Below are 18,275 nucleotides of genomic sequence, written 5' to 3' on the forward strand. Positions count from 1 at the left end.
CGCGCGCCGTCATCGTCGTATCAGGACGCGGGTTCGAGCAGACGCAAGAGCCCATCGAGTCCCACGTGATTGAACGCCACGTCCGCCGCGGCACGCACGACAGGCTTCGCGCGAAACGCGACGGACAACCCTGCCTCCGCCATCATCTCGAGGTCGTTCGAGCCGTCGCCGAGGATGATCGCGCGCGAGGTCGGAATGCCGAGTTTTTCGCAGGTCTCGCGAACGGTCCGTGCCTTGACGCTCGCGTTCACGATTTCCCCGAGCACCTTGCCCGTCAGCTTGCCGTCCACGATTTCGAGCGAATTGGCTCGTGTGAAATCGAGGCTCAGGCGGGATTTCAATCGATCGGTAAAAAAGGTGAATCCGCCCGAGACCAGCAACGTACGCATGCCCGCGGCCTGCGCTGCTGCAAGCATCGTTTGCGCGCCCGGAGAAAGCTGTAGCCGTTGCGCATAGACCTGATCGAGCGCGCTGGCATCGAGCCCCTCGAGCAGCGCTACGCGGGCGATCAGGCTTTCGTTGAAGTTCTTGATCTCGCCGCGCATCGCTGCCTCGGTGATGGCGGACACCTCGGCCTTCAGGCCGCAGAAATCGGCGATTTCGTCGATGCATTCGATCGTGATCAGCGTCGAATCCATATCCATGGCCACGAGCCCGAAATCGCGCCAGCCGAGTCCCGGCCGAACGAACGCATAATCGAGAGCATGCGTTTCGCAGTAAGCCTCGATATCGCCGCGTTGAGCTTCATCGGCCTCGACAATGCGCACGGCGCAGGCATCGATCGGCTCGGCGTGCTTGCCGTGGGCGAGAGCAACGAGCGGTTTGAGGTGGGCGGCCGGTAGCGGCTCGGTGCTCTGAATGACGAGGTTCATGGCGATGCAAAGAGGGGAGTTGCCGGGCCGCGCGATGCGAGCCTTTCGAAAATCCGCCTATTGTAGCGGTAGCCGCCCGGCCGGGCATTACATTGCCGTCCAAGCCCAGCTGCGCAAGGAATACAAGCGGGGCAAGCCCCGATCGCTTTCGGCCAACGATGTGCCGGAGTTGGCGTTAGACTGGCATGGCATCGTCCAGCGGTCACGGAAATCGCATCGTTGCATGACACGCCGTCGTGCGCAGCTCGAAAAGGAGGTGCCAGCATGAGTGTTCACCGCAGATCGTTTATTGAATCGTCTGTCGCTTGGGCTCGCGTCGCCGTATGCGCCGCGGTTCTGTCGAGTGTCGCCGCATACGCCGCGCCGCCCATCACGGTGACGTCGAAGGCACCCGCCGACGGGCCGATCAAATACACGGTCAAGGTTGCGTCGAAGGTCTTCGGCAATGTGCAGGAAACGCGCACGATCAGCTCCGGGCAGACCGACGACTACAACTGGAAGACGGCTCCGCCCGGCGGGGCCGTTGCAGTCCCGGAGAATTGTCCGAATCGCTCCGAGATGACGCTCGATCCCAACGGCGCGGCGATGCGCGCGCTCAGCATCCGGCTCGCGCCGGTCGTGGCGGCTGACGGTACGGCCACCGTGCAGATGAGCGTGCAGGGCACGGCGCCCAAAGGCAAGGCGGCGATGAAGGCGGGCGGTAAGACGCTGCAGTGTCCGCAACTCGCGACCCTCAGTCAGATCGTGCGCTTCACGATGCCGACCAACGGCAGCGCGAAGATGGTTGCCCTGAGCGACGGCTCGAAGGTGACCGTCTCGGCGCAACGCTGACGGTCCGCATAGGCGGCATCAAGCCGCCTCACGCTCGTTCAGACGTGCGACAAGAAAGCGGTGCTCGGGGGAGAAAAGACGCCTGTACGTCAGCAGAACCGCGCCCACGGTGCCGAGCGCGGATGAGGCTGCAATCAGAAACATGATGACGATCTGATACCGGACTGCCTGCAGCGGAGATTGCCCCGCGAGCACTTGTCCGGTCATCATGCCGGGCAGGCTCACGACGCCGACCACGGTCATTTGGTTCAACGTCGGGATCATGCCGGCGCGCACGGCCTCGCGCGCCGGCGCCCGCGCTGCCTCCCAGCGCGTCGCGCCGAGCGCCAGCGCCATTTCCACGCGATCGCGCCGCGCGGTCAATGCCTCCGTCATGCGCTCGATCGCGAGCGAAACACCGGTCAGCGTGTTGCCGAGAATCATGCCGAGGATCGGAATCGCGTACTGCGGTGCATACCAGGGATGAATGCGGATCACGGCGAAAAGACCGATTGCCGCGATGAGCCAGGCGCTGAGCCAGATCGATACGATGCTGTCCACGCGCTGGCCGCGATAGCTGTGCGTGCCGCGGGATGCCCCCGCGAATCCGGCGACGAGCGTCATCAATGCCATGAGTGGCAAGACCACGTACCAGCGGTCGAACCGGAAGACCCAGCCGAGCACGTAACCGATCGCGAGCAGCTGGACGACGGTCCGTATGGCCGCGAGCGCGAGCTTGCGGCCCAAGCCGAGCGAGAGCGCGGCGGACACCGCGCCATTGACGACGATGAGCAGCGTCGCGATGGCCACATCGGCGAGACTCAACGCTTGGAGCGGGGCGTTCATCGATGGATCTCCTCACAGGCGTTCACGCGCCCGGCCTGCATCGTGAGCCGGCGCGTGCCGACGCGGCCTGCCTGCGCCGGGTCGTGCGAGACCCACATCGACGCACGCGCGTGTTCGCCGGAGGAGAACCAGTCGTCGACGAGCGCCTCGACGGCCTGCGTCGTTTGTGGATCGAGCGAGGCGGTCGGTTCGTCGAGGAGCAGCACCTCGGGATCGAGCTGCAGGACACGAATCAATGCAGTGAGCTGGGCTTCGCCGCCGGAGAGCTCGCTCGCGCGTTTATCGAGAAAACCGTCCGTGCGACCCGCGCGTTTGGCAAGGTATGCGGCTCGCGCGCGATCGAATCGCCGATCCCGGTAGACGCCGAGCATGTACGGATAGCGCAGGTTGTCTTCGACGGTGCCGTCGACAATGGCGGGCCGTTGCTTCACATAGGCGATGCTCGAGCGATAGCGCGGGATGGTTCTTCGGTCGACCTCGCGGCCATGCCAGCAGATCCGGCCGGCATCGAGCGGATCGAGCAGCGCCAGTGCGCGCAGCAAGACGCTTTTCCCGGCTCCGGATGGGCCGGTTACGGCGATGCGCTCGCCAGCCGCCAATGCGAAGTCGGTCGAAAAGAGCAATGTCGTCGCGGTGCGCGCATCGCGGCGAACGATGCCGAACGCCTGCACGAGGGGAAGGGCGGACATCGGAGAAGATTCGTCGATGTGGGGATGGATTGCGATGCGCACTGGCGCCGTTTCCGGCGGACCGCCACGCTGCTGCGACATGATAGACGATCGGACCGGTCTGCGCGGCCGCCGCTTTGCGCGCGGCACACTCCTTGCTGAATTTCGGGTCATGATGGTCGCGCATCGGGCGGCTGCCGAGTTCATCGCCGTTCGCGCACGCCGGAGTCCATATGCCGATTCGATCCGTTCCGCGTACTGCCGGCAAAGTGCTTGCCTGGACACTTGCCGTTATCGTCGTGCTGATCGCCGTGCTTGCGGTGGCGATCGCCACGTTTGACTGGAACCGCGCCCGGCCGTGGGTGGACGATAAGGTTTCGCAAGCCATCGGCCGCCCGTTCGCGATCAACGGCGATCTGCGCGTCTCCTGGCATCGGCCTGCCGGCGAGCACGGATGGCGGGCGTGGGTGCCGTGGCCGCGATTTTCGGCCCAGCGCGTGAGCATCGGCAATCCCGACTGGACACACGCGCCGCAGTTCGCAACGGCCGACGAGATCGCGTTCACGGTCGAGATGCTGCCGCTTCTCGCTCATACGATCTCGGTGCCGTCGATCGATCTCGTGAGCCCGTCCATCGACCTCGAGCGTCTGGCCGACGGGCGCGAGAACTGGACATTCACGCTGCCTAAATCGAAGAATCCGACGCGCTGGACGGTACGCCTTGCCACGCTCGGTTTCTCGAAAGGCACGATCGCGCTGAATGACGCGCTCAAGAAAATCGATCTCGCAATCGGTGTGGATACGCTAGGCAAACCGCTAGCGATAGGCGATGTGCTCAAGCAGCAAGAGGCGGCCGCGCGCGAAAGCGCAGCGCACACCGTTGGGCAGGGAGGCGCTCGCAAGCTGGCGGCGCAAAAGAAGGGTCCGGCCGTTGCGTCCGAAGCGTCGGCCGCGGCGGCATCGGCAGCCTCCGCGGTGCCGACGAGCGAGGCGCAGGAAGTGTCGAAGCCCGCTCCCGGTCCGCGCGATCTTTACGCGCTGGGCTTTACCGCCAAGGGGCACTATCGGACGACCGCGGTCGAGGGCAGCGGCAAGCTGGGCAGCGTGCTGTCGCTGCGCGACGCGCATCGACCTTTCCCCTTGCAAGTCGATGTCAAGGTGGGCGACACGCGGCTCGCGTTCGTCGGAACGCTGACCGATCCGCTGCATCTGGCCGCGCTCGATGTGCGGCTGTGGTTGCAAGGCGCGAGTTTGTCGCACCTTTACCCGATCCTCGGGGTGACGCTACCCGACACGCCGCCTTACGCGACGGACGGGCGGCTCGCGGGACATATCAGAACCGGCGATACGGTGCTGACCTATAGCGGCTTCACCGGACGCGTCGGCGAGAGCGATCTGGAGGGAACGCTGAGCTACACCGGGCGCGACGCGCGGCCGCTGTTGACGGGCAACGTGGAGTCGCGTCTGCTGCGTTTTGCGGACCTCGCGCCCGTCGTGGGCGCCGATACGAACGCCAGCAAGGCGCGCCGCGGGGCGGCCGTGAAACAGCCGGCCGATCGGGCTTTGCCGGTCGAGACGTTCAAGACCGACCGGTGGCACGCGATCGATGCCAACGTGACATTCACGGGCAAACGCATCATCAAGAATCCCGATCTTCCCGTGACCGATCTCTATACGCACGTGCTGCTGAAAGACGGCGCGCTGACATTCGCTCCGCTGCGTTTCGGCGTGGCCGGCGGCACACTGGCCTCGGAATTGCATCTGGATGGCAGTGCGGTCCCGCTGAAGGCCCGCATGTCGCTGTCGGCGCGCCATTTGAAGCTCAAGCAATTGTTCCCGAAGCAAAAGAGCATGGAGTCGGCCTTGGGCGAGGTGAATGGCGATGCGGCGCTGTCGGCCACCGGCAATTCGCCGGCGGCGCTGGCTGCGACGGCCGACGGGGAAACGAAAGTGCTCGTCACAGAGGGCACCGTGAGCCAGTTGCTGATGGAAGAGGCAGGACTCAACGTCGCCAATATCGTCTACGAAAAGCTTTTCGGACACCGCAACGTCAATATCCGCTGCGGCGCCGCCGATTTCACGGCAACGAACGGCGTGCTCGAATCGAAGACGTTCGCCATCGACACGGACGACGCGTTGATTTCCATGAACGGGCATATCGATATGCGCAACGAGACGATGGATCTCACCATTCATCCGCACACGAAGGGGTTGCGTGTGGTTTCGCTGCGTTCGCCGCTCTACGTGAAGGGTACGTTCAAACATCCCGACGTTGGCGTGAGCAAGGGGGCGCTCATCTTGCGCGCAGGCGCCGCAGTGGGACTGGGGCTCCTCAATCCGTTCGCCGCGTTGATCCCGCTCATCGCGCCGAGCCACAACACGGACGCGCCGTGTGCCGCGCTGTTGGCGAGCATGCGGGAGGCACCGCGTGCGCCGCCACCCGGCGCGAAAACGGCCAGTCCGGCGCCGCGTGCGGCCAGCGCGCCCGGCGGCGCGGCGGTTCAACCGGAAGCGCAAGCGCAGCATGGTGGGTGATGTCGCCGAAACTTGTTAAAATTACGAGTTTTTCGTCGAATACCACTCTGAGGGCCTCGCCGTGCTGTCTACCGCCAATATCACCATGCAATTCGGGCCGAAGCCGCTCTTCGAGAACATCTCCGTCAAGTTCGGCGAGGGCAACCGGTACGGCCTCATTGGCGCGAACGGCTGCGGGAAATCGACGTTCATGAAGATACTGGGCAGCGATCTCGAGCCCAGCTCGGGCAATGTCATGCTCGAGCCGAACGTACGGCTGGGCAAGCTGCGCCAGGATCAGTTCGCGTATGAGGAAATGCGCGTTCTCGACGTCGTCATGATGGGCCATACCGAAATGTGGGCCGCGATGACCGAACGCGATGCGATCTACGCCAACCCCGAGGCGACGGACGACGACTACATGCACGCGGCCGAGCTCGAAGCGAAGTTCGCCGAATACGGCGGCTACACCGCCGAAGCACGGGCCGGCGAGCTGCTCCTCGGCATCGGCATTCATATCGACGATCACACCGGGCCGATGAGCAATATCGCACCGGGCTGGAAACTGCGCGTGCTGCTGGCGCAGGCATTGTTTTCGAATCCTGACGTACTGCTGCTCGACGAGCCGACCAACAACCTCGACATCAATTCGATCCGCTGGCTCGAGAATGTGCTCAACGAGTACAACTCGACGATGATCATCATTTCGCACGATCGGCACTTCCTGAACCAGGTCTGCACCCATATGGCGGACATGGATTACGGCACGCTGAAGGTTTATCCGGGCAATTACGACGACTACATGCTGGCGTCGACGCAAGCCCGCGAGCGACAAGCGGCCGCGAATGCCAAGGCGAAGGAGCGCATTGCCGATCTGCAGGACTTCGTACGGCGCTTTTCGGCCAACAAGTCGAAAGCCCGACAAGCCACGAGCCGCCTCAAGCAGATCGACAAGATCAAGATCGAGGAATTCAAACCGTCCTCACGGCAGAACCCGTTCATCCGCTTCGAGTTCGAAAAGAAGCTGCACAACATCGCGGTGGTGGCCGAAGGCATCACCAAGCGTTACGACCGGACGATTTTCGAGAACTTCAGCATCAGCGTACAGCCCGGTGAACGTATCGCGATCATCGGCGAGAACGGTGCCGGCAAGACGACGTTGCTGCGCGCACTGCATGGCAACCTCGCGCTCGACGGCGGTAGCGTCAAATGGGCGGAAAACGCCAATATCGGATATATGCCGCAGGATACGTACGAGGAATTTCCGGACGACGTCACGTTGACCGAATGGATCGATGCCTACCGCAAGGAGGGCGACGACGATCAAATGGTGCGCGGCACGCTCGGGCGGTTGCTTTTCAATGCGGACGACATCAGAAAATCGGTGAAGGTGCTGTCGGGCGGTGAAAAGGGGCGCATGATCTGGGGCAAGCTGATGCTGGGCCGGCACAACGTGCTGCTGATGGACGAGCCGACGAACCATATGGATATGGAATCGATCGAATCGCTGCAGGTCGCGCTCGATAAATTCGACGGCACGCTGATCTTCGTTTCACACGATCGGGAGTTCGTGAGCGGTCTCGCGAACCGCATCATCGAAGTGCGAACCGATGGGACGCTGTATGACTTCGGCGGCAATTACGAGGACTTCCTGGCCAGTCAGGGCGTCGAGTAACCGTTCGCGTATGCCTTCGTGAGTGCCTCGCGCCCCGATGGCGTACGTACATCGTCGCGACGCCGCCGCGCGTAAAATGCTCTGATCGCCCCGCGAGACGGAATTCGACATGAAAACGTACGAGCACCTTTACATCGACGGCAAGTGGCTGAAGCCGTCGTCAAGCGGCACGATCGACGTAATCGATTCAGGCACCGAAGCGGTCATGGGCCGCATCCCCGAGGGCGCTGCGGCCGACGCCGAGGCGGCCGTCGAGGCTGCGAAGCTCGCGTTCGAATCATGGGCCGCCACGCCCGCCGCCACACGGGCCGCGTATCTGCAAAAGATTGCCGATGGGCTCAAAGCCCGCGCCGAGGAACTCTCGCAGCTGATCTGCGGCGAAGTCGGCATGCCCATCAAGCTCGTGCGCGCGATTCAGGTTGGCTCGCCCGTCTATCACTGGAACGCGTACGCGAAACTGGCTCGAGAATTCGCATTCGAAGAACGCGTGGGCAATTCGCTCGTGGTGCGCGAGCCGGTCGGCGTGGTCGCTGCCATCACGCCCTGGAACTATCCGCTGAATCAGATCACGCTCAAGGTGGCCGCGGCGCTTGCCGCAGGCTGCACCGTTGTCCTGAAACCCTCCGAAATCGCCCCCCTCAACGCATTCGTGCTGGCCGAAGCCATTCACGATGCGGGACTGCCGGCGGGCGTATTCAATCTCGTGAGCGGCTACGGGGCGGTCGTCGGCGAGATCATCGCGAGCCATCCCTTTGTGGACATGGTTTCGTTTACCGGATCCACGCGCGCGGGCAAGCGCGTTGCAGAACTCGCCGCGGCAACCGTGAAACGCGTCGCGCTCGAGCTTGGCGGGAAATCGGCTTCGCTGATTCTCGACGACGCGGACTTTCCCACAGCCGTCAAGCGCACCGTCTCCGACTGCTTCCTGAATGCCGGCCAGACCTGCTCCGCGCATACGCGCATGCTCGTGCCCGAGTCGCGCTACGAGGAGGCACGTGAACTCGCGAAGCGGGCGGCCGAAGCCTATGTGGCGGGCGACCCGCGCAGGGAAACCACACGCCTGGGCGCGCTGGCTTCGGCTGCGCAACAGGCCCGCGTGCGCGCCTATATCGAGCGTGGCGTGGAAGAGGGCGCGGAACTGGTGACGGGCGGCCCCGGCATGCCCGAAGGGTTGTCGAAAGGCTTTTTCGTCAGGCCGACCGTCTTCGGCCGCGTCCATCCGAAGGCGACCATCGCGCAGGAGGAAATCTTCGGCCCAGTGCTCTCGATCCTGACTTACAAGGACGAGGAAGAGGCCGTCCGGATCGCCAACGATTCGCCCTACGGCCTTGCCGGCGCAGTCTGGGCGGGCGACGACGAGCGGGCGCAACGCGTTGCGCGGCGCATTCGGACGGGGCAGATCGACATCAATGGCGGCGACTGGAACATGCAAGCGCCTTTCGGTGGCTTCAAGCAGTCGGGCTACGGTCGGGAAAACGGTACGTACGGCCTCGAAGAGTATCTCGAGTACAAGTCGCTGCAATTCAAGCAGCCGAAGCCGGCCGGCTGAGCAGTCGACATCGGCTCGGCGCGCCTATAGCTTGTCGTACTGAAAGCGCATGGCGGTGCCTTCTTTCTCGATGCGCACCCAGACGGCACGCTTTTCCTCGTCGCTCATGAAAACCCAGTTCGAGACCTCGGTTGCCGTGCGTCCGCAGCCCTTGCAGATGTCGTCGAAAAGCGTCGAACACACGCCGATGCACGGGCTGTCCGGGACATCGTGGAGATTGGAGGCCATTTGAAACCTTGGTAATAGACAGATCAGGCGCTATGGTAGCCCATACGCGCGGCACGATTTTCTGTTGGCGCTGTCTCCCGAATGGATATCGAATGTCACGGACAGACCGGCCGAATGGCCGATCCGGTATTTTTTCCGCTGGACACCGCTGTGCAACGGGATAAAATTGCGCCCGTTTTCATCAGTCGCCGACGCCCGTCCATTCACCCGCAGCGGCGCGGCCAGCGCCTGTACCCTTTGCGCGACAGCCGGGCCGAATGCCGCGGTTTTTTTTGGTCTTGCCTGGCGATTGATGATAGGTTTCGGGTTTTTCAGCGCGCGGCGCGTATCGCGCCGCGATATCGGAACGGGTTGGCACCGGCGCTGGCCGGATGGACCGGAGAGTGGAATGAAAAAACGGGTTCTGGGTGGACTGGCCGTGCTCGCGTTGTGCGCGGCACCGTGGACTGCGTCGATCGCAAAAGACACGCAATTGAATGTCTATAACTGGTCCGACTACATCGCCAAGGACACGATCCCGAACTTCGAGAAACAAACCGGCATCAAGGTCAAATACGACAACTACGACAGCGACGACACGCTGCAAGCCAAGCTTCTCACGGGCAACTCGGGCTACGACATCGTCGTGCCGACGAGCAACTACGCCGGCAAACAGATCGCGGCCGGCATCTTTGCCCCGCTCGACAAATCGAAACTGCCGAACCTCAAGTACCTCGACCCGCAACTGATGGCGCTCGTGGCCGGCGCCGATCCGGGCAACAAGTATGTGGTGCCCTGGGCCTACGGCACGACGGGTCTCGGCTACAACGTCGACAAGGCAACCAAGATTCTCGGCAAAGTACCGCTCGATAACTGGGACGTTCTCTTCAAGCCCGAGAACATCTCCAAACTCAAGACGTGCGGCGTCTCGGTGCTCGATGCGCCGGATCAGGTCTTCGCGGCTGCGCTCCACTATATCGGCAAGGATCCGATGAGCACGAACCCGGCCGACTACCAGGCGGCGATGGCCATGCTCAAGAAGATTCGCCCGTACATCACGCAGTTCAACTCCTCGGGCTATATCAACGACATGGTCGGCGGCGATATCTGCTTCGCCTACGGCTGGTCCGGTGACGTCGTGATCGCCAAGCATCGCGCGCAGGAGGCGAAGAAGCCCTACAAGATCGAGTACTACATTCCGAAGGGCGGGGCACCGATCTGGTTCGACGTGATGGCGATTCCGAAAGACGCGAAACACAAGGAAGCGGCGCTCGAGTGGATCAATTACATCGAAGATCCGAAGGTGCATGCGGCGATTACGAACGCGGTGTATTACCCGAGCGCCAATGCCGAAGCGCGCAAGTACGTGGACAAGAACATCGCCAACGACCCGGCGGTGTATCCGCCCGCCGATGTGGTCAAGACACTGTTCCTCTTGAAACCGTTGCCCGCCGATATCCAGCGCCTGCAAACGCGGCTGTGGACGGAGTTCAAGTCGGGTCGGTAAGAGAATAGTTAGCCGGCATGTAATCTCAAAAGCCCCCGGACCGGAGCCGGGGGCTTTGTACGTCAAACGATTCGAATCAAGTAGAAGACCATGAGCGATCAGCCGAGCTCGCAGGCCGCAAGCGGCGCGCGGGCCCCATCGTCAGTAACGGCTTCGGCCGAGGACTTCGTCCAGATCGTGGATGTCGTCAAAAAATTCGGCGAGACCGTTGCGGTCCGCAACGTCAGTCTGTCGGTCGCGAAGGGGGAACTCTTTGCGCTGCTCGGCAGTTCAGGGTGTGGCAAGTCGACGCTCCTGAGAATGCTGGCAGGGCTCGAGACCGTCACGTCGGGAAAGATTTTGATCGACGGCGAAGACCTGGCACTGATGCCGCCGTACCGGCGCCCGGTCAACATGATGTTTCAGTCGTATGCGCTCTTTCCGCATATGACGGTCGAATCGAACGTCGCATTCGGTCTGAAGCAGGAGGGCGTGCCGAAGGCTGAACTGAAGGAGCGCGTGCAAGCCGCGCTCGATCTCGTTCAAATGGGCCGCTTCGCCAAGCGTAAGCCGCATCAGTTGTCGGGCGGCCAGCAACAGCGCGTGGCGCTCGCGCGCTCGCTCGTGAAACGGCCGAAGCTGCTGTTGCTCGATGAGCCGATGTCGGCGCTCGACAAGCAGATTCGTCAGCGCACGCAAATCGAGCTCGTCAATATCCTCGAGCGCGTTGGCGTGACCTGCATCATGGTCACGCACGATCAGGAGGAAGCGATGACGATGGCCGGCCGGCTCGCCGTCATGAGCGAGGGAAAGATCGTGCAACTGGGTACGCCCAGCGAGGTGTACGAGTATCCCAACACGCGCTTTTCCGCCGAATTCATCGGGTCGACGAATCTTTTCGATGGGCACGTCGTCGAGGACGAGCCCGATCACATATTCGTCGAGACCTCCGAGCTGCCGTGCCGGATGTATGTCAACCATGGCATTACAGGGCCGCTCGGCATGCCGGTCACGATCTCGGTGCGCCCCGAACGCGTCGCGCTCACGCGCAAACCGCCCGAGGGTGCCTACAACTGGGGGCGCGGCGTCGTGTCGAACATCGCTTATCTCGGCGGCTACTCGCTTTATCACGTGAAGCTCGATTCGGGCAAAACGGTGATCGCGAACGTCACGAGCCTCGCGCTTTCGGAGATCGATACGCCGACCTGGGGCGACGAGATCTATGTGCGCTGGAGCGCTTCGGCCGGGGTGGTGCTGACAGCATGAAGAACCCTCTGATTTCGTTGGCCGCATGGCCGGCGCGGCGCTTGCGGCTCACAGGCAGTACCGCGGTCGTCGCCGGGCCGTTCATCTGGCTGCTGCTTTTCTTCTTCGTGCCGTTTCTGCTCGTCGTCAAGATCAGCTTCGCGGAGCTGCAGCTCGGTATTCCGCCTTACTCCGAGCTCGCGGCGTTCAAGGACGGTGTCATCCAGATATCGTTGAACATCGCGCATTACGCGTTTCTGTTCAGCGACAGCCTCTATTTCGCGACTTACGTCAACTCGGTCGTCGTCGCCGCCGTCACGACGCTGTTGTGCCTGCTGCTCGGCTACCCAATGGCGTATTACATCGCCCGCTCGGCGCCGGGGGCGCGCAATTTGCTGATGATGGCCGTCATGCTGCCGTTCTGGACGTCGTTCCTGATTCGCGTCTATGCGTGGGTTGGCATCCTCAAGAACAACGGGCTGCTCAACAACTTTTTGATGACGATCGGCCTCATCCACACGCCGATCGAGCTTTACCGGACGAACATCGCCGTCTATATCGGCATGGTCTATTCGTATCTGCCGTTTCTCGTGATGCCGCTGTATGCGCATCTCGTGAAGATGGACCTGACGCTGCTGGAGGCGGCATACGACCTTGGCGCCAAGCCATGGAGAGCGTTCGTTCAGATCACGCTGCCGCTATCGAAGAACGGCATCATCGCCGGATGCCTGCTCGTGTTCATCCCCGCGGTGGGCGAGTACGTCATCCCCGAGCTGCTCGGCGGCGCGAATACGCTGATGATCGGTCGCGTCATGTGGAACGAGTTCTTCAATAACGCCGACTGGCCAATGGCATCGGCGGTGACCTGCGCGATGGTGCTGCTGCTTCTCGTCCCGATGGCGATGTTTCAGCACTATCAGGCCAAACAACTCGAAGCGCACCGATGATCAAACCGAATCGCACGTTGCAGCTGATCGCGCTCGGCATCGGCTTCGCGTTTCTTTACATTCCGATCCTGAGCCTCGTTGTCTATTCGTTCAACGAGTCTCAGCTCGTCACCGTCTGGACGCGATTTTCGACGCGTTGGTACGCCGCGCTCATACAGGATGACGAACTGATCGCGTCGTTCTGGCTTTCGCTGCGCATTGCGTTGCTGACGGCATTCGCTTCGGTTTTCATCGGTACCTGGGCGGGCTTCGTGCTGGCGCGCATGGGCCGCTTTCGCGGCTTCACGCTCTTTACCGGGATGATCAATGCGCCGCTCGTCATCCCCGAGGTCATCCAGGGCATTTCGCTGCTGCTGCTGTTCATCGAAATGGGCAAGTGGCTCGGTTGGCCCGAAGGGCGCGGTCTCGTCACGATCTGGATCGGCCATGTCATGCTCTGCATGTCCTATGTCGCCATCATCGTGCAGTCGCGCGTGCGCGATCTGAACCCCTCCCTCGAAGAGGCGGCGCTCGACCTCGGCGCGACGCCGTTGAAGGTGTTTTTCACGATCACGCTGCCGCTCATCTCGCAGGCGCTCATGGCCGGCTGGCTGCTGTCGTTCACGCTCTCGATCGACGATCTCGTGCTGTCGGCATTTCTTTCAGGGCCCGGATCGACGACGCTGCCCCTCGTCGTGTTCTCGCGGGTCCGGCTTGGGCTCAATCCCGAAATGAACGCGCTCGCAACGCTTTTCATTGCCGTCGTCACGATCGGCGTGCTCGTCATCAACTACTTCATGTTGAGGGCCGAGCGGCGGCGCCTCGAAGGCGTCGCCTGATCGGCGTGCGCGGGTTGCCCGGTTGGCGTGCGCTCAGGAGCGCTCGTCCGTCGGCACTTCGCCCATTGCCTGAAAGAGGCTCGCGGTATCGGTCAGGCGCCGGCTGGTCGCGCGAATCGCATCGAGCTCCGCGTTCAGATATTGCTGTTCGCTCGCGCGTTCGGCAGAGGGCGGTAACGCCCCCAGTCGGTGCCGCGCGGCGGTCTCCTCGAAGCCGGTACGCGAAGCCCCGGCGGCAGTATCGGCCGATGCGAGCGTTTCGGCATCATGCTCGAGTGCCGCGAGCGTGTCGGCTACGTTCTGGAAGGCCGACAGCACGGTCGCTTTGTACTGCAGCACGGCTGCGTCGTAGTTGTCGATCGCGGCTCGGCGCTGCGCGCGCAACGCCCCACCGTGAAAGATCGGCTGAGAAAGCCCGGCGCCAATGCTCCACACCGCGCCGGCGCCCGACAGCGCTTTGGCCCACGAGAAGCCGCTTTGCCCCATGCTTGCCGACAGCGAAACGCTGGGGAACAGTTGCGCCGTTGCCACTCCGACGTCCGCCGCGGCCGCCTTCAGTGTGGCGTCGGCGGCGCGGATGTCGGGACGCGAGCACAACAGCTCGGACGGCAGCACCACGGGTACGCGCTCGGGCAACGCGAAGCTCTCCAGCGCCGGCACGGGGGGCGCGGCGTCGGGCGTGCGGCCCAACAGTACGGCGAGGGCATGTGCTGCGGCGGCGCGCTCTTGACGCAAGCCGGGCAAATTGGCCGCGAGCGATGCCGCGCTTTGCTTCGACGTCAGCGCCTGTGCGTGCGAGACGGCGCCCAGCGCATAGCGGCGTTCATCCTCGCGCGCCGTGTCGTTGGCGAGTGCCACGAGTCGTTCCGTCACGGCGATTTGACGGTCGAGCGCGGCGACGTTGATGACGGAGCCGACGATATTGGCCGCGAGCGCCCGTCGTGCCGCATCGAGCTGAAACGCCTGCTGGTTCACCCGCGCACGCAATTCAGCATTTGCGTAGCGCACGGCGCCGAAAAGATCGAACGTATAGCTCGCTTCCACTTGCCCCACGAACACGTTGTAGAGGACGGTATTCGGTCCCGCGGTGGGGATGCCGAGCGCCCGTTCGCGTGTTGCCTGTGCGCCGGCATCAACGTGCGGCAGCAACGACGAACCGATCTGTGCGCGCAGTTGCTCGTGGGCGGCGGCGAGTGATTTTTCGGCTGCGGCAAGCGTCTGACTGTTGCGCAGACCCTCATCGACGAGCGCGTCGAGCGCATCCGAACGATAAAGCCGCCACCATTGGGGCACCGGTTCAGCGCCCATCTCGAACTGCTGAGCAACACCGCCAGCCGTCGCTGTGCGCGGCGGTTGCGGTGCCGCGCCGTATTGGGCGGGCGATGGCATCGCGGGCGGTGCACCGTTCGGACCGAAGGAACAGCCGGCCAATGCGGATGCGATGGCCGCGGCGAGAACAACACGACTCGAGGCGGAATTCATCGTCAGTTCCCCGTATGCTCAGTACCGGACGGCGGCGGATCGCGCTCGTCGCGCCGCACCCTGAACCACGCCGCGTAAAGCGCCGGCAAATAGAAAAGTGTCAGGATCGTCGCGCTCGTGATGCCGCCCATCAAAGCGGTGGCCATTGGCCCGAAAAAATTCGAGCGCAGCAGCGGAATCAGCGCGAGCACCGCAGCCGCCGCGGTCAGCGTGATCGGACGGAACCGGCGGACGGTGGCGCCGATAATGGCATCGACGCGCCGATGCCCGGCCGCGATATCCTGCTCGATCTGGTCGACGAGGATGACCGAGTTGCGCATGATGATGCCGAGCATCGCAATGACCCCGAGCATTGCCACGAAACCGAACGGCTTGCCGAACAGCAGCAGCGTCGCGACGACGCCGATCAGCCCCAACGGCGCGGTCAGCACGACCATCAGCACGCGCGCGAAGCTCTGCAGTTGGATCATCAGCAGCGTCAATACGGCGATCGCCATCAGCGGCATTTGCGCGTTGATCGACGACTGGCCCTTCGCGCTTTCCTCCACCGATCCACCAACTTGGATCCGGTAGCCGAGCGGCAACTGGGCGCGCTCGGTACTCAGCGCGCGATCGATCGCGTTCGTGACGTCGATGCCTTGCGCGTTGCCGCGCACGTCGGCCTGGACGGTGATGGTCGGCTGACGGTCGCGCTCCCAAATGACGCCGTATTCGAGCGTCGCGCGCATATGGCCGAGCGAGGCGAGCGGCACCGGCCCGTTCGGAGTCGGCATCGCGAGACTCGTCAGCCTTGCGGGGTCGACGCGTTCGCTCTTGGGGGCGCGCAGCTCGACACCGATCAGCTTGTCGCGCTCGCGATACTGCGTGACGGTGTAGCCGGAGAGCGTCATCGCAAGAAAATTCGATACGTCTTGTGACGTCACACCGAGTTCATGTGCTTTCATCTGGTCGATCTCGAACGACAGAGACCGTTCCGCGGGCTCGTCCCAATCGAATTGCACATTGCGCGTGCGAGTGTCGGCGCGGACCATCGATGCGACTTTCTCGGCAATGGAGCGCACCGTCGCGATGTCGTCGCCGCTCACGCGGAACTGGATCGGAAAGCCCACGGGCGGCCCATTCTCGAGCCGCGACAAGCGCGTGCGCACACCGGGGAATTGGTTTTCGAGCTGCGTATCGAGCCAGCGGGCGAGCTTCTCGCGGTCCTCGACGGATTTGGCAGTCACCACGAATTGCGCGAAGTTCGGCTGCTGCAGTTGTTGATCGAGCGGGAGATAAAAGCGCGGGGCACCCGTGCCGACGAAGTCCACGAAGTGGTCGATTTCAGGGCGCCCATCGAGCGTCTTCTCGAGGCGCTTGGCCTCGCGCAACGTCGCCTCGAACGACGCGCCTTCCGGCAGCCGCATGTCGACGAGCAGCTCGGGGCGATCCGAACTCGGAAAGAATTGCTGCGGCACGAGCGAGAACCCGGCCAGCGCGATGACGAAGAGCAAGACGGTTATGCTCAGCACGATCGCGCGCCGCTCGACGCACCATGCGACCCAGACGGACAATCGGCGATAAAAGCGCGTGTCGTAGATATCCACGTGATGCGCGTCGTCCGCCGCGGCGCCGTCGCCGCCCGGGTCCGTGCCGTGTGGGGTACGCTTGCGCTCGGCCAGCAGGTGATAGCCGAGCAGCGGAATCAGCACCACGGCGGCGAACCACGATGCGATCAGCGCGATCGCCGAGACTTCGAAGATCGAGCGGGTATATTCGCCGGTACTCGATTTGGCGAGCGCGATCGGCAAGAAGCCCGAAACGGTGACGAGGGTGCCCGTCAACATCGGAAATGCGGTGCTCGTATAGGCGTACGCCGCGGAGCGCGTCCGATTCCAGCCCTGTTCGAGCTTCACGGCCATCATCTCGACGGCGATGATCGCATCGTCGACGAGCAGCCCGAGTGCCAGCACGAGCGTGCCGAGCGAAACCTTGTGCAGGCCGATATCGAAGAGGGACATGAACAGCGCCGTGACGGCCAGCACGATCGGAATCGAAATGGCAACCACCATCCCGGTTCGCAGGCCCAGCGAGATCAGGCTCACGATCAGCACGATCGCGACGGCTTCGCCGACCGCTTCGAGAAAGTCGTTCACCGAATGCGATACCGCATGCGGCATGCTCGACACCTCTGCGAGCTCGAGCCCGGCCGGCAGATGCATGCGCAATTCGGCGCGCTTGGCATCGAGTGCTTTTCCGAGGCGAATCACGTCACCGCCGGGCTGCATCGTGATGCCGATGCCGAGCACCGCCTGGTGGTTGCCGCGCATCTGCGTCACGGGCGGGTCGTCGTAACCGCGCGTGATCTTGGCGATATCGCCGAGGCGGAACGTGCGCTGGTTAATGGTGATGAGCGTATTGGCGAGCGCCTCGTCATCGCGGAATTGTCCGCTCGGGCGGACGAACACACGGTCGACACCCGTCGTGACGGTGCCGGCCGGCGAAACGGCATTTTGTGCGTTGATGGCCGCGGCCAGCTGTTGTGGCGAGATGTTCAAACGCGTGAGCTGTGCATTCGATATCTCGATGAAGACGTGCTGATCCGGGTCCCCGAAATAGTCGACTTTCGCCACGCCGGGCACGCGCAGCAGGACCGTGCGCAATTGATCGGCGTAGTCATGCAACTGGGCCGGCGTGAAGCCGTCGCCTTGGAGCGTATAGACGTTCGTATAGACATCGCCGAACTCGTCATTGAAGAACGGGCCGACGGTCCCCGGAGGCAGCGTGGCGGCAATGTCCCCCACTTTCTTTCGAATCTGATACCACGTTTCGGGCACATCCTTGACCGGAGCGGAGTCCTTCATCGTGAAAAAGATCATCGACTCGCCCGGGCGCGAGTAACTGCGCTGGAAGTCGATGTGCGGCTCTTCCTGCAGCTTGCGACCGATACGGTCTGTGATCTGCTCTTGCACCTGCCGAGCCGTCGCACCGGGCCAGAGCGTACGAATCACCATTACCCGGAACGTGAACGGCGGATCTTCCGATTGTGCGAGCCGCGTGTAGGCGAGGATGCCGGCCAGCGTCGCGAGCGTGATGAGAAAGATCACGAGCGCCTGATGGCGAAGCGCCCATGCGGACAGATTGAAACGGTCTTCCTGCGGGGACGCGGCCGGCATCG

14 protein-coding genes are annotated in these 18,275 nt (G+C 63.1%); 8 read left to right on the top strand and 6 right to left on the bottom strand.

All coding sequences use genetic code 11. The annotated features are described in order from the left end of the window. Nucleotides 1–20: 20 nt before the first annotated feature. Nucleotides 21–872 carry a phosphoserine phosphatase SerB gene (serB, locus tag GWC77_RS12645; protein ID WP_173257244.1) on the bottom strand — a complete coding sequence of 284 codons (852 nt, stop codon included), beginning with the start codon at nt 870–872 and terminating at the stop codon, nt 21–23. A 264-nt stretch (nt 873–1,136) separates the two neighbouring features. Between serB and GWC77_RS12650 the strand changes: the two genes are divergently transcribed. After that, nucleotides 1,137–1,703: a DUF6013 family protein gene (locus tag GWC77_RS12650; protein WP_173257245.1), complete on the top strand. Its 567-nt coding sequence runs from the start codon at nt 1,137–1,139 to the stop codon at nt 1,701–1,703. Nucleotides 1,704–1,721: 18 nt separating this feature from the next. On the opposite strand, the gene fetB is transcribed toward GWC77_RS12650, so the two are convergent. Both fetB and GWC77_RS12660 read right to left on the bottom strand, forming a co-directional pair. Next, complete coding sequence (gene fetB, locus GWC77_RS12655; RefSeq protein ID WP_173257246.1) at nt 1,722–2,528, bottom strand: iron export ABC transporter permease subunit FetB; 807 nt, start codon at nt 2,526–2,528, stop codon at nt 1,722–1,724. Continuing rightward, nucleotides 2,525–3,217: an ATP-binding cassette domain-containing protein gene (locus GWC77_RS12660; RefSeq protein WP_173257247.1), complete on the bottom strand. Its 693-nt coding sequence runs from the start codon at nt 3,215–3,217 to the stop codon at nt 2,525–2,527. The genes fetB and GWC77_RS12660 overlap by 4 nt, the downstream gene beginning before the upstream one ends. A 212-nt stretch (nt 3,218–3,429) precedes the next feature. Here GWC77_RS12660 and GWC77_RS12665 point away from each other — a divergent pair, with 212 nt between their 5' ends. The 3 genes from GWC77_RS12665 to GWC77_RS12675 all read left to right on the top strand — a co-directional run bounded on the left by GWC77_RS12665 (nt 3,430) and on the right by GWC77_RS12675 (nt 8,933). Beyond that, complete coding sequence (locus GWC77_RS12665; protein WP_173257248.1) at nt 3,430–5,730, top strand: AsmA family protein; 2,301 nt, start codon at nt 3,430–3,432, stop codon at nt 5,728–5,730. A 61-nt stretch (nt 5,731–5,791) separates the two neighbouring features. Next, nucleotides 5,792–7,384, top strand: a complete 1,593-nt coding sequence (locus tag GWC77_RS12670; protein WP_173257249.1) for an ABC-F family ATPase — start codon at nt 5,792–5,794, stop codon at nt 7,382–7,384. A gap of 109 nt (nt 7,385–7,493) precedes the next feature. Next, entirely contained in the window at nt 7,494–8,933 is a 1,440-nt protein-coding gene (locus tag GWC77_RS12675; protein ID WP_173257250.1) for an aldehyde dehydrogenase family protein, read from the top strand. A gap of 24 nt (nt 8,934–8,957) precedes the next feature. Here GWC77_RS12675 and GWC77_RS12680 read toward each other — a convergent pair whose 3' ends face one another. Further along, nucleotides 8,958–9,161, bottom strand: a complete 204-nt coding sequence (locus GWC77_RS12680) for a DUF1289 domain-containing protein (RefSeq protein ID WP_173257251.1) — start codon at nt 9,159–9,161, stop codon at nt 8,958–8,960. A gap of 388 nt (nt 9,162–9,549) precedes the next feature. On the opposite strand from GWC77_RS12680, the gene GWC77_RS12685 reads away from it, so the two are divergent. From GWC77_RS12685 to GWC77_RS12700, 4 genes are all read left to right on the top strand, one after another. Beyond that, nucleotides 9,550–10,647: a polyamine ABC transporter substrate-binding protein gene (locus tag GWC77_RS12685; protein WP_173257252.1), complete on the top strand. Its 1,098-nt coding sequence runs from the start codon at nt 9,550–9,552 to the stop codon at nt 10,645–10,647. 90 nt (nt 10,648–10,737) lie between these two features. Then, the gene (gene potA, locus GWC77_RS12690; protein WP_173257253.1) at nt 10,738–11,892 is read left to right on the top strand and encodes an ABC transporter ATP-binding protein; all 1,155 of its coding nucleotides are present in this window, start codon (nt 10,738–10,740) and stop codon (nt 11,890–11,892) included. After that, on the top strand, nt 11,889–12,818 hold the full coding sequence (locus tag GWC77_RS12695; RefSeq protein ID WP_173257254.1) for an ABC transporter permease subunit: 930 nt from the start codon (nt 11,889–11,891) through the stop codon (nt 12,816–12,818). Before potA ends, GWC77_RS12695 begins: the two co-directional genes overlap by 4 nt. After that, on the top strand, nt 12,818–13,636 hold the full coding sequence (locus GWC77_RS12700) for an ABC transporter permease subunit (RefSeq protein WP_173257281.1): 819 nt from the start codon (nt 12,818–12,820) through the stop codon (nt 13,634–13,636). The genes GWC77_RS12695 and GWC77_RS12700 overlap by 1 nt, the downstream gene beginning before the upstream one ends. Before the next feature lie 33 nt (nt 13,637–13,669). Here the strand turns inward: GWC77_RS12700 and GWC77_RS12705 are convergent, their stop codons facing one another. Beyond that, nucleotides 13,670–15,118, bottom strand: coding sequence for an efflux transporter outer membrane subunit (locus GWC77_RS12705; protein ID WP_173257255.1), 1,449 nt, complete (start codon nt 15,116–15,118; stop codon nt 13,670–13,672). Between the two features lie 2 nt (nt 15,119–15,120). After that, entirely contained in the window at nt 15,121–18,273 is a 3,153-nt protein-coding gene (locus GWC77_RS12710) for an efflux RND transporter permease subunit (RefSeq protein ID WP_173257283.1), read from the bottom strand. Between the last annotated feature and the right edge of the window lie 2 nt (nt 18,274–18,275).

This window comes from Paraburkholderia sp. NMBU_R16, from assembly GCF_013282575.1.
Classification (GTDB): domain Bacteria; phylum Pseudomonadota; class Gammaproteobacteria; order Burkholderiales; family Burkholderiaceae; genus Trinickia.

Excerpts from the sequence above, each read along its gene's own strand:
- serB (WP_173257244.1), bottom strand. The coding sequence starts at position 872 with ATGAACCTCGTCATTCAGAGCACCGAGCCGCTACCGGCCGCCCACCTC.
- GWC77_RS12650 (WP_173257245.1), top strand. The coding sequence starts at position 1,137 with ATGAGTGTTCACCGCAGATCGTTTATTGAATCGTCTGTCGCTTGGGCT.
- fetB (WP_173257246.1), bottom strand. The coding sequence starts at position 2,528 with ATGAACGCCCCGCTCCAAGCGTTGAGTCTCGCCGATGTGGCCATCGCG.
- GWC77_RS12660 (WP_173257247.1), bottom strand. The coding sequence starts at position 3,217 with ATGTCCGCCCTTCCCCTCGTGCAGGCGTTCGGCATCGTTCGCCGCGAT.
- GWC77_RS12665 (WP_173257248.1), top strand. The coding sequence starts at position 3,430 with ATGCCGATTCGATCCGTTCCGCGTACTGCCGGCAAAGTGCTTGCCTGG.
- GWC77_RS12675 (WP_173257250.1), top strand. The coding sequence starts at position 7,494 with ATGAAAACGTACGAGCACCTTTACATCGACGGCAAGTGGCTGAAGCCG.
- GWC77_RS12680 (WP_173257251.1), bottom strand. The coding sequence starts at position 9,161 with ATGGCCTCCAATCTCCACGATGTCCCGGACAGCCCGTGCATCGGCGTG.
- GWC77_RS12685 (WP_173257252.1), top strand. The coding sequence starts at position 9,550 with ATGAAAAAACGGGTTCTGGGTGGACTGGCCGTGCTCGCGTTGTGCGCG.
- potA (WP_173257253.1), top strand. The coding sequence starts at position 10,738 with ATGAGCGATCAGCCGAGCTCGCAGGCCGCAAGCGGCGCGCGGGCCCCA.
- GWC77_RS12695 (WP_173257254.1), top strand. The coding sequence starts at position 11,889 with ATGAAGAACCCTCTGATTTCGTTGGCCGCATGGCCGGCGCGGCGCTTG.
- GWC77_RS12705 (WP_173257255.1), bottom strand. The coding sequence starts at position 15,118 with ATGAATTCCGCCTCGAGTCGTGTTGTTCTCGCCGCGGCCATCGCATCC.
- GWC77_RS12710 (WP_173257283.1), bottom strand. The coding sequence starts at position 18,273 with ATGCCGGCCGCGTCCCCGCAGGAAGACCGTTTCAATCTGTCCGCATGG.